Source organism: Vibrio viridaestus (genome assembly GCF_003856525.1).
GTDB lineage: Bacteria > Pseudomonadota > Gammaproteobacteria > Enterobacterales > Vibrionaceae > Vibrio > Vibrio viridaestus.
Window position 1 is genome coordinate 320,092 of sequence record NZ_RJVQ01000003.1, and the last position, 11,665, is coordinate 331,756.

Annotated in this window: 13 protein-coding genes; 1 reads left to right on the forward strand and 12 read right to left on the reverse strand. The window is 40.9% G+C overall.

From position 1 onward, the window contains the following. Positions 1-61 precede the first annotated feature (61 nt). From EES38_RS09045 to EES38_RS09065, 5 genes are all read right to left on the reverse strand, one after another. Entirely contained in the window at positions 62-1,357 is a 1,296-nt protein-coding gene (locus tag EES38_RS09045; protein ID WP_124936854.1) for a 2-hydroxycarboxylate transporter family protein, read from the reverse strand. 205 nt (positions 1,358-1,562) lie between these two features. Beyond that, positions 1,563-2,390: a DUF2797 domain-containing protein gene (locus EES38_RS09050; RefSeq protein WP_124936855.1), complete on the reverse strand. Its 828-nt coding sequence runs from the start codon at positions 2,388-2,390 to the stop codon at positions 1,563-1,565. A gap of 74 nt (positions 2,391-2,464) precedes the next feature. Then, positions 2,465-3,184: a SanA/YdcF family protein gene (locus EES38_RS09055; protein WP_124936856.1), complete on the reverse strand. Its 720-nt coding sequence runs from the start codon at positions 3,182-3,184 to the stop codon at positions 2,465-2,467. Next, entirely contained in the window at positions 3,157-3,477 is a 321-nt protein-coding gene (locus EES38_RS09060) for a DUF3392 domain-containing protein (protein WP_124936857.1), read from the reverse strand. Before EES38_RS09060 ends, EES38_RS09055 begins: the two co-directional genes overlap by 28 nt. Before the next feature lie 72 nt (positions 3,478-3,549). Continuing rightward, positions 3,550-5,241 carry an NAD-dependent malic enzyme gene (locus EES38_RS09065; protein WP_124936858.1) on the reverse strand — a complete coding sequence of 564 codons (1,692 nt, stop codon included), beginning with the start codon at positions 5,239-5,241 and terminating at the stop codon, positions 3,550-3,552. Between the two features lie 321 nt (positions 5,242-5,562). Here EES38_RS09065 and EES38_RS09070 point away from each other — a divergent pair, with 321 nt between their 5' ends. Next, positions 5,563-5,937 (forward strand): transporter, encoded by a 375-nt coding sequence (locus EES38_RS09070; RefSeq protein WP_124936859.1) that lies wholly within the window; start codon positions 5,563-5,565, stop codon positions 5,935-5,937. 107 nt (positions 5,938-6,044) lie between these two features. On the opposite strand, the gene EES38_RS09075 is transcribed toward EES38_RS09070, so the two are convergent. From EES38_RS09075 to EES38_RS09105, 7 genes are all read right to left on the reverse strand, one after another. Further along, entirely contained in the window at positions 6,045-7,151 is a 1,107-nt protein-coding gene (locus EES38_RS09075; RefSeq protein ID WP_124936860.1) for a phosphoribosylaminoimidazolesuccinocarboxamide synthase, read from the reverse strand. 224 nt (positions 7,152-7,375) lie between these two features. Continuing rightward, positions 7,376-7,768, reverse strand: a complete 393-nt coding sequence (locus EES38_RS09080; RefSeq protein ID WP_166434229.1) for a SulA-like leucine-rich domain-containing protein — start codon at positions 7,766-7,768, stop codon at positions 7,376-7,378. Positions 7,769-8,088: 320 nt separating this feature from the next. Then, a complete protein-coding gene (locus EES38_RS09085; RefSeq protein ID WP_124936862.1) occupies positions 8,089-8,289 on the reverse strand; it encodes a hypothetical protein in 201 nt (66 codons plus the stop codon). Positions 8,290-8,403: 114 nt separating this feature from the next. Further along, positions 8,404-9,384 carry a J domain-containing protein gene (locus tag EES38_RS09090; protein WP_124936863.1) on the reverse strand — a complete coding sequence of 327 codons (981 nt, stop codon included), beginning with the start codon at positions 9,382-9,384 and terminating at the stop codon, positions 8,404-8,406. 27 nt (positions 9,385-9,411) lie between these two features. Further along, on the reverse strand, positions 9,412-10,083 hold the full coding sequence (locus tag EES38_RS09095; RefSeq protein WP_124936864.1) for a YiaD family glycine zipper/OmpA-like lipoprotein: 672 nt from the start codon (positions 10,081-10,083) through the stop codon (positions 9,412-9,414). A gap of 74 nt (positions 10,084-10,157) precedes the next feature. Next, positions 10,158-10,841, reverse strand: coding sequence for a DUF2786 domain-containing protein (locus tag EES38_RS09100; protein ID WP_124936865.1), 684 nt, complete (start codon positions 10,839-10,841; stop codon positions 10,158-10,160). A gap of 125 nt (positions 10,842-10,966) precedes the next feature. After that, entirely contained in the window at positions 10,967-11,650 is a 684-nt protein-coding gene (locus EES38_RS09105) for a DUF3334 family protein (protein WP_166434230.1), read from the reverse strand. Between the last annotated feature and the right edge of the window lie 15 nt (positions 11,651-11,665).

Sequence of the window (11,665 nt, forward strand, 5' to 3'; positions counted from 1 at the left end):
AATGGGTTAGTCATCCGTGACCAACCCATTTTTGAGAGGAACTAAGTATATTGTCAGATAGTTATAGCAACTGAATGATAAATGTTGCCAATATGAGCATGAACGCTCCACCGATTCGGGATGAAATCTGTGCAAATGGCATCAATTCCATACGTTTACTGGCAGCCAATACAGCTACGTCGCCAGTACCACCCATATTTGCCATACACAGGCCAGCAGTAATTGCTGCTTCGATTGGGTTGAAGCCCATGAGGCGTCCCAAAAGACCTGTCCCTACAACCGCACCGAGAACTGTTGCAGTAACAATAAGGAAATAGACCAAACTCAACGAGTTAACAATTTGGTCTAGATCAGTATAAGCGACACCAATACCAACGAGCAGTGCAGGCGTTAGGTTATCTACGACAAATTTATACCAAGCGTGTGCTGCTTGCTCTAATTGACGTGGCATGATGCCGGTAACTTTTAAGAATGCTACGAATAAAATCATGAGTGCGTAAGAGTGCATCGCGATTACGTTACTCAGGACTGTGCCTACGAAGAACATGGAGATTGCGATTAAAGCACCCGTACCTAGCAAGTTAATGGTAATAGGCACATTTTCTTGTTCTTGCTTAGCCACGTCTTGGCCACCACGAATAAGTTGTCCATTACCCGTTAGAGATGGGAATTTCTTACCTAACTTATCAAGTAAACCTGCACATACAATGGATACCGCGTTACCAATGGCCAGAGCAGGAACCATTTTTGACATTAGGAATTCGCCTGACATACCAGTTCTACCAGACATGATTTCAACTAGTGGAACAGCGCCGGCACCCATACCACCGCCCATGATTGGCAAAGCGAGTAACATGATTGAATCGAAAAAGCCATTCCCTGCGATCGCGCCTGCAATACCAGCAAACAGGAAAGCAAATGCGACACCAGCAAGAATGACGGGAATGTATTTTAGTGCTGCTTTTTTCAGAACATCTCTGTCCATACCGAGTACAGAGCCGGTGACTAAACTGGCGATAAAGAAGGATAAGAAGCCACCACTTTTAACGAATGTCGTGATCGTTTGAGTTGTTTCTGCTGGCATCCATTCGCTATGGAATAGATACGATGAGCCAAAAATAACGGCAATCGCACCGCCACCAAAAAACTGGTTTAGGATTGGAGTTCGATCACCAACAACATTAAGTATGTAACCTACAACAGCCATGATACCTAAAGCACCAATTAAACCTGATGGAAGCAGATTCTGTGTTGCAGCAAATAAAATGATAACGGCAGAACAGAAGTAGACGATATTCATCGCTCTTTGCTCGCGTCCAACCTCATTCTCGCGTGAGGACATCACATTACTAAGCATAATTTTAACCTTAATTTTTATGTAGAGACGTAGGGTCAACTGCTGCGAAGTCTATCAGTGATTATGAGGAATAACGTTGCGTTATCCTTTTATGTAACTATGTGACACTTTTGTAACTTTTGTTGGTTTATGTAAATAATATTGAAAGGAAAATAACCTCTATTAACAAGAGGTTATCTATTATGGATGTGATTGAGATACGTCTTTAGGCAGTGACTTCAACTTCATATGAAGTGAACTTTCTGATATTGATTACCCCTGTATCGAACAGAAGATACTGACCTTTGATGCCTTGTAAAATGCCTTCGACTACGGGTTCTTTATCAAAGTTATGGGAGACTATTTTGGTTGGATGTTGTTGTACTGGATAGGATAAATTCAACAACGCTTCGTCTTCTAGAATAGTGATAGAATCGGAACCAAATTGTTGCTTTAGTGAGTCGATATGGTCTTCTACCAGAGGTCGTAATTGTTGCCATTTTTGATGCAAATCGAGTTTATCCCCATCGCCTTTCAATAGGGTTCGCCAATTGGTCTTATCTGCGATGTGCTTCGCGAGTTCAACCTCGATTAGCCCTGATAACTGACGTGTTTTGACTTTTATAATGGGTAACCCCTGAGTTGCTCCCTGATCTATCCAGCGTGTCGGTATTTGTGTATGGCGGGTAATCCCAACTTTTAGGCTCGATGTATTTGATAGATAAACATAGTGGTCAACCATGCAGTGAGACTGAGCCCACTCGGGTTCCCGACAGGTTCCTTCGTCATAGTGGCATGTCTCAGGTTTCATTATGCACATATCACAGCTCGCCAGTTTCTTCATACAGACAAAACAGTGGCCCTGTGAATAGCTTTTCTTGGTTTTCTTACCGCAGTTACAACAGTATATATTTCCGGAATGGACCAGAGATATTTTCTTACCTATTAATGGGTTTAAGTGAACAAGGTGTTCACCTACAGGTAGGTGATAATCGATTTGCTCGTTATCACTACCTTGCATTTTTCTTAGGACACCTGAAACGGTAAAAGTCATGACATTACTCATCGTTGTATTTATTTGCTGCCAATGGTAGCAGATTCTTACACGAGAATTGAACTCAACTTACTTTAACGGCGCTCAGTTGTAGTATTTGTAATCGGAACTTTGGGACCAAGAAATTTAGGTTTAGCGTTCAGTACATAAAGATCAAGGACGGCTTTTACGCGGGCAAAAACCTCTCGTATCCTTAAATTTAGACCGACTTGATTTCCCGGGCTCGGTACAGCCAAACATTTCGCTTGAATATTATGTGCATTGGCAATAAAGAGCGCTCTTTCACAATGAAAGCGTTGCGTAATAATAAGAAAGTCATTGGAAACAAATACATTTTTTGCTCTAACAATAGAATCGAGTGTTCTGAAGCCAGCGTAGTCAAGAGCGATTTCATTGTCCGGTACTCCCGCTTTAAGTAAATCGCGCTTCATGGTCCAGGGTTCATTGTATGACCGGTGTGCATTGTCGCCACTGAGTAAGAAGTAATCGACTTTATTATGTTTAAATAGATAAATAGCTGCGTTAATACGATTGGCGTAGTAATCGTTGAGAGTATGACCCAGATATTTACTCGTTCCTAGAACCATCGCAACCTGAAAATGGGGCACACTTTCAACATTCTGTATGATCTGTTTTTGGGTAGACCACGTTACCCATCGATCAATCATAATTAAGCCAATAATTGCCAGTAAAAACACTCGCAAGGACGTAATCAATATCCCATTTATATCCAGGTGCTTTTTGACTGCTTGAGCGGCAGAAGCAATTAAATGTGACGGTTTTTTTGAGCCCATAAACCAATTAATATAAAACTTGTTAGAAGAATTGCAACCATGATGCCTTTTTCCAGACCTTGGAGTGTCCGAGTTAAGTAAGGGCTTGATTTTACGATGATGAGTCCATAACCAAATGCGTTGATCAGAATAAAAACAAGCGTCCTAACGATAAAATGTTGATTGCGCATCGCTCTGCGTAAGAAAGCGTTAATTTCTCCACCAACCATAACCAACAGACATGCGATGAGAGCAACCGAAATTTCGCTCAGATAAGGGTAAACAAATTGTCCAAGGGGATTAAGTAATTCCATAGTGTCCCTAAAAAATAAAGCCTTCAAATTATCGAAGGCTTTATTTAAACACTGATTTAAGTGAGTTGTAAATTAGAATGCGGTGCGCTTGTAACGGCGATAGTTTGGCTGCCAGAAATGTTCATCGATAGCGTCTAACAATGCTTGCTCAGTAATGGCTTTTGCCACACCTTGTTCAATAGCTTTTTTACCAACAGCAACAGCAATTTTCTTAGACACTGAGTGAATGGCTTCTAATGGTGGTAATAAAGCACCATGGCCATTGATGGCAAGCGGTGAGCATTCTGCTAACGCTCTGCTTGATTCCATCAGCATTTCATCTGTAACACGCGTAGCATTAGTCGCAAGAACACCTAAACCTATGCCAGGGAAAATATAGCTATTGTTACACTGAGCTATTGGGTATGTTTCGCCATTAAACACGACTGGCTCAAAAGGGCTGCCTGTTGCAACAAGTGCATTACCTTCTGTCCATGTAATGAGATCGCTTGGTAGTGCTTCTACACGGCTTGTCGGGTTTGACAATGGGAAGATAATAGGACGCTCACAGTTTTTGTGCATTTCTTTAATAATTTCTTCGCTAAATAGACCCGGAGCACCAGATACACCGATTAGGATAGTCGGTTTACCCTCACGAGCAACGTCTTGTAGAGAGAAACCGTTACCTGATGATGAAGTCCATTCTTTTGTGTTCGATTTCTTCTGCATTAAACGCTGTTGGAAGTCGAGTAGGTTCTGCATACCTTCTTCTAGTAGACCCCAGCGATCCACCATAAAGACTTGCTCACGAGCCTTTTTATCGCTAATGCCTTCAGAGACCATTTGCGCAATAATGGCTTCTGCTATACCGCAGCCAGCAGAGCCAGCACCAAGGAATGCAACACGCTGCTCAGATAATTTGCTACCAGCTGCTTTACATGCCGCTAATAAAGAGCCAACAGTAACGGCTGCTGTACCTTGAATATCATCATTAAAGCAACAGATACGATCTTTATAACGCTCAAGCAAAGGCATCGCATTTTTCTGTGCAAAGTCTTCAAATTGAACGAGAGCGCCAGGCCAGCGACGTTGAACCGCCTGCATAAACTCTTCAACAAACGCATCGTATTCGGCGCCTGTGATACGAGGATGTCTCCAACCCATATACATTGGGTCAGCAAGTCGTTGTGGGTTATTGGTACCAACATCAAGCACGATAGGTAGCGTATAAGCAGGACTGATACCACCGCAAGCTGTGTATAGAGCGAGTTTGCCGATAGGAATGCCCATACCACCAATGCCTTGGTCACCAAGACCAAGAATACGTTCACCGTCTGTGACAACGATGACTTTAACATTATGTCTTGACGCGTTATTTAATAAGTCATCAATACGGTCACGATTAGGGTAAGAAATGAAAAGACCACGGCCACGACGATAGATATTTGAGAAGTTTTCGCAAGCAGCACCAACAGTAGGGGTATAAATGATCGGCATCATCTCTGTGATGTGATTCTGGATAAGACGATAGAAAAGCGTTTCGTTCGTATCCTGGATATTGCGCAGATAGATATGCTTATCCATCGCATTATCAAAACTACAGTATTGTTGGTAAGCGCGGACAACCTGTTCCTGAATCGTTTCTGTTACTTCTGGAAGTAACCCTTCAAGATTAAATGATTGTCTTTCTTCTGCTGTAAACGCTGCGCCTTTATTGAGTAGGGGAGTACTTAGCAACGCAGTCCCAGCGTAGGGAATGTATAAAGGTCTTTTGTCGTTTTTCATTTCAGTCTGTATTTTTGTGGGTTTTGAGGGATTTTTCAGCGCAAAATTCTATGCCGCTGTCCAATTTTTGTAAACATGCTTACTAGATATGTAACTTTTTAAAACGAAATCGCTATTTCGAGAAAAATTGAAATAAATATTAAGCAACTTGATTTATATTTTTTCCACATGTTTACCTAAATGTTAATAGAATGTGTTGAATATAGCCTATATTGAGCTAAAAACCTTCTAAAAGAACATTTTTCTATATTGTATTGCTATATAGAACTCAATGTTGAATAGTAGATTAAGCATTTCTGAATCATTTGGGGTTTAATAGCAATGAGTGAGCCCAATCATAGTGTCGTTTTTGACTACACAACATTTTTAGGAACATCCAGCCAGAAAAAGTGGACTTTTGTGGATGCATTTCACTTTTTTTCCGCGTCTGATGAACTGGAACAAAATCCAGATGACTCAGAACAGAACGAGCTTGAGGTTCGTTTGTGGACGAAAGCGTTAAATGTTTTGTCTAGTCGCAAAAGTGACGAGGCTAACTTATTAGCACTGATTTCGATTGCAAAGTCGGAAGGTATTGAAGAATTAAAACTGCTGATGCCATATGATTTGGAACCTGATCAGCTAACCTCAATACGCAAACATTCAAAAGACATTGTCAGCGATAGTGAACACGATGAATTATTCATCATGCTTTGATTGCTAATTAACATACAGCGGCTCACCAAGTTACGAGTGAACCGTTTGAAGCCGCAGCAATAATTCACATATTGCTGCGTCAGATTCCATTCTAATTTCTATTGATCTTATTTTGCGATCAATCCGTATTCTTTATCCAAAACATCGATTACTTCTTGTTTAGGATTTTCACTTAATTCTATCTTACGTCCAGTTATCTTCTCAGCGATACCTATATAAGTACGTGAAATGTCCATTAGAGCGTCTAGAGGTAAAGCGTTATCGCGTGCAAGTGCTTCACGCTCTGGCATGCGATTTTTGTTCAGTAAAATATCTGGGTCAGGGAAGTATGATAGTAGGAACTGACGGAAACCCTCTTTTGAGTTTTCAACGATCTTTCCTTGCGAGTACTCCTGAGCATCCCAAATACGTGATGAGTCTGGCGTACCAACTTCATCCATGTAAATAAGCTTTTCATTTCCTGAAGCGTCAGTTACGTAACCAAATTCAAACTTCGTATCGACAAAGATCTGATCAATATCTTTTAGTGCATCACTAATTACGTTAAAGCCTTGTTTTAACAACTTTTCATACTGAGCTATGTCGCTAGCACTTGAAAAGTTGAATGCAGCGTAATTATCTTCGATATTGCTGCGAGTGATGTTCACATCATCTGCTTCAGGAACGCCCGGGATACCTTTTAGTATGCCCTTAGTTGAGGGAGTAATAAGAAGATCATCGAGAATACTATCTTTTTTCAGTCCTTTAGGAAGAGTGATACCACAGAACTCACGTTCACCTTTTTCGTAGGCACGCCACATTGAACCAGTAATATATTGGCGACATATCGCTTCAATTTTTATTGGCTTGGCTTTTTGCACAATCCATACGAATGGGTGAGGAATATCAAGAATATGACTATCAGCCAAGCCATTCTCTTTAAAAAGTTTAAACCAGTGATTAGAGATTGCATTCAACGCTGCACCTTTACCAGGAACACCTCTTACATCGCCCTCTGCATGCCAGATACAGTCGAATGCGGAAATTCGGTCACTAATTACCATTATTGCCAAAGGTGCATCAGGCGCAACATTGTAGCCTTTCTCCTGAATTAGACGTTTACTATCTTCTTCAGTTAGCCAATAAACGGAGCGTACTTTACCACTATGAACAGGTTGATTAGTACGAATAGGGAGGTCGTCGTTGACGGCGAGAACTTGATCTGCAAGGTTCATTAGGACAATCCTGTGTATTACAAAGTCAAACTTGAACGCTATCTCATCGAGATATAATTGATTGAGCGCATCATACCAGAATTAGGCACAACTACCAGAGAAAAAGCAAACGTTTGCTTCGTTTGTATTGTACTGATGGATTGAGAAAATTAAAAAAACCGACCCATGATACTATAGGTCGGCCACATGAATGTTTGGCAGTGTTCAGTATGTAGAAAATGTGCTTAATGATAAAAGGATTTGGCACTATCAATAAAGAATAGCTGGCAACCAATTTCATCACTAAGATCACGCAATATATTCTGCTCTAATTTTGAGATCTGCTTAGACACCACTAGCGCGCTTGCATTTCCACTTTTTATCGCTTTTCGTGCAACTTCAAATTCGGTGAGATGAGCCGACGCTTTTAATTGTATAACCTGATTTACAGGAATATTACTTGCTGAGAGTTGTTGAAGAGAAGGGCGAATACTCTGTGAAGTAAACCAAATCCATTGGTTTGAACGTATCGTCTGTGCTAATTGATCAAATAACTCACTGTGAACGTTGTGTTGTTCTTCCAACATTGCTTCATGAGCGAAGGTAGTTTGGGTAAAAGTGATGTTTGAACTAAGCATAAGAACTGTCTCCATATACATACTGTATATGTGTACAGTACTGTGGTTTTACACATAGATCAACTAAAAGATCGCATATTTTATAGGCAAGTATGATAAAAAGTGATCAAGATCTAGTTGGAGGCTGATTGAGCTATCAGCAGAAATGGTAGATAACGTATTAGTTAGGCTAAATTGAATTACAAGTACGGGAGAAGCTGTATGCAAAGAAGAGAAGCAGTATGAAAATAAGATGAAGTATTGAAACTTGGATAGAATAGGGAGTATCTATAGGTCGGATGGCACTTCCTGTTACATCCAACCCGGCTGACGTGTGCTAATTATGCACTGTGGTGGTGTGTTTGCTGTGTTTGTTGTAAAGCTGTGAAACTTGCTTGCTCTAGGTTATATAATCGAACGTCCATTTTAGCGATATCACTGCAGCTTGCGCATGCAAAGTTCGATTTTCCGTCTACATAGTTGAGTTTAGTTACAAGAGCGCGTTTTTTACACCAATCACATACACCGTGTTTTGAGAACATCTTTCCTCCTAGTTATGGAATAAAGCACCATTATTATGGCGGGTGAATGTTACACCTATATGCAACATTTGTTAAGTATTGGTTGAAAAATAAGCATGAAAAAAACTAATCCGATTAGTTTTTTTGCGCAAGTATGATCTTAAGTGCCTGATTTAACCTCTTCATTTCGTCATCAGATCCTTTCATATCTGGGTGGTAGATTTTGCTCAGTTGTTTGTAACGCAGTTTGATGTGTTGTTTGTCTGGAATTGAGCTTGGGCTAAACCCAAAAATCGCGCAGGCAAGCAGTAACTTTTGGTCTTCTTCTTTTTCTTTTGCACGTTTTAACTCATTAAATAATAGAGTGATTTGCTGCTTTTGTTTTTGAATTTTGATAGTAGCAGCGGTTCGTTCCTGATTTCGTTCTGAATCGACGGACTTTTTGTCTGACTTAGATGACTTTAATTTTCGGCGCAGATGAAGAATGTACACGATAAGAGTCAGTGGAATAGCGAATATAATCCAAAAAATCCCATTATCAGAAACAGTACGACCTGTATGATAGGATTCAGTGTCAATACTCAGTCCATTTGATGTGCTGCTGTCGATGACTCCTTCGAGTTGTTGTGTATCGTTAAGCTGGTTTTGTCTGGACTGATTAAATTTATTCTGAAGATAGTTTGAGTAGGCAGCTTCACCTTTATCGTTATCTGCAGCGGCTAGTTTAAGCCATACTTCCGTTAAATCAGGAACATCCCGGGTATTTTTAAAGTAATCGGCTAGACTCAGCTTGGCATCAGTATTCCCTTTAATTGCGAGAAATGTTAGCCAGTATATCGCGAGATTGTCATCTTTTTTTCCAAGGGTTCCGGACAGGTACTCTCTTGAAAGAAATTCTTGCGCTGGTTCATAGCCATTTTGTGCAGCCGTTTCGAACCAATAGAGTGCCAGAGACTTATTTTCATTAGTTTCTGGTTGAAGCAACAGATAATGAGAGGCTACATCGTATTGAGCTTTTGCATCGTTCACCCTGGCTTTTTGTAGTGTTTCTTCAAAAGACGCAGACAGTGAGGAGAACGTAATAAGCAACGTAACTATTGCCAAAAAGTATTTCAATAATAGCCTCTCATTAATGTGCCAGATCTACTTCAATGGAAGGATCTGGATTTCTACGCGGCGATTGCAGGCGCGGCCTTGTGCAGTACTATTTGAGCAAAGAGCCATTCGTTCTCCCATTCCGCGCGCAACTGCACGACCTGGTGCAACGCCTTGATTAACCAAGTATGCTCTTACTGATTCAGCTCTCTTTTCAGATAGGACCTGATTGGTCAAATCGCTTCCAGTACTATCGGTATGCCCCTCGATTATTAGGCTGGTGTTAGGATAGGCAACCAAAATTTTTGCAACACCGTTTAGTGTATTGTATATGCTGGACGACAGTTGATACGCGTTTGTGTCAAAACCAATGCCATTTTCCATTCGAAGCAGGAGTTCATTGTCGGAAACTCGTTGGACTTGAACGCCAGAATTAAGCAACTCTTTTCGCAACGCTGCTTCTTGCTTATCGAAGTAATAGCCGACTCCACCACCAATAGCAGCGCCACCAGCTGCACCGATCAAAGCTCGTTGACGACGCTCTGTTGCGTTATCGCCTGAGGCAAGTCCTACGGCCACACCAGAAATTGCGCCAATAATCGCACCTTTGGTCGTTGAGTTGGTCTCATATTCGCCTGTTGTTGCGTTTTGCCTTTGTGTTGCTTCACAACCAGATAGCAGTAGCAAAATCGCAGCAGCAGCTGTTAGCTTTTTTAACATAATAGTCTCCATACGCCTAAATAATGGCTGATACACCATAATAATCTTAATTGTGATACTCAAGAAGTACCTGATTATTTCAGCATTTTTGGAGCTTGTGCACCATCTATCGGACGATTGACAGAAACTTTACGCCCTTTTTTCAGGCCGACTTCGTAGTCTTCCGTTAAATTTTTCATCGCTTCTTTCAATTGTTTTTTAAACGTTTCGCGATCGATGTTTTCAAACTCTTTATCAATATAGTTGTTAATCTTATTGCGTGAGTCATCATCGGGAGAAATCTCGGGCAATTTTTCCAAAGCGCCTTCTATCCAACCTGAAATAAATGAGTTTACCCTGCGTGTAACTTCGAGATTAGACGTACCTGATCCGGAGAAGCTATTACGAAATTGACCAGTCTGTTCGTTCATTTCGCGATATATAATATCGAATGCAAAGGCCGCAAAAATTGCGCGGTCTGCTTCGCCAATAAACTCAACGCGTTTAAGTCCTTTATGATTAAGAAGCACAGCCTCTACGCCAAATTTGGTGTTGATGCCTCTGATGACTCTTAAAATGTACTGTCCGATATTGGCTGGTAATAAATGCGTAGACTGGGTTTTCCCCATCTTAATGAATTCAATATCGTCTTTGTCGAGACCATATTTCACCATGAGTCTGTGAGCCATACGAATGGCCGCTGCAGCCTCATTGACGTTTGCTGAATTGCCAAGTTCAAGACACTTGGCTATCTTTTTAAGTGCTTTTTGTTTGTCCATTGAACAGTCGGTATCTCGTTTTAGAATGGTAACAAAAGTCCGACATTTTAGCGTTTTTCAGCCGAAGATTAAAGAGAACATCGTGCGATGTTCTCTGGTGTTGGAGGATTAAATGGAGTTGAGAATTAAATTCCGAGCTCGTCAAGTAGGTCAGATGAGCCAGTTTCATCTTCTGAAGACTTAGCTGCAGTTTTGGCAGACTCTTTGTTTCGTGCCGCCTCAAGAATTGAGTCTGGGCTTTCGTCTTCTTGGACTTCGAATTCTTCTAATTGAATAAACTCTGTCTTATCCATCGCTAGCTCAAGATAAAAAATATTGTTTTTAGCGGTAGAGAAAGTAACCCGTCTCGCTTGAGGCCGATCGAGATTGGTATCAACAGAAAGGATAACCTGTTTGTTTAGCGATAACATTTTGGGTTGGTTTTGAGTGATGTTGGTTTGCAGGTCTTTACGAATTTTGTTGGTAAAATCGCCTACGATTTGGTTCATTAGCTCACCCAGAACATCACCAACTTCGTCTGAAGTGTGGAGAACGGCAAGTTCGTCTTCTGGCATCCCCATATTACGCATGTAATTGGTATAAAGTTCCAGCGCCGCTTTCGCTGTGAAGTTGATAACGACTAATCCAGAAAAGCCACCATCAAACAGAACAAAGCAGCCAAAATCAGGTTTCAAAGCCGTTTTATTAATTTTCTGTACCATAGCTGAGTAGGTGACATCGGAAGCAGAAGCTGCGGTCAGTACCCCTGAAACTGACTTACACAGTTTGAGCAAAATATCTTCTGTTGTGACAACTTGGTTTTTTTTCATATTATCGTCCATTTA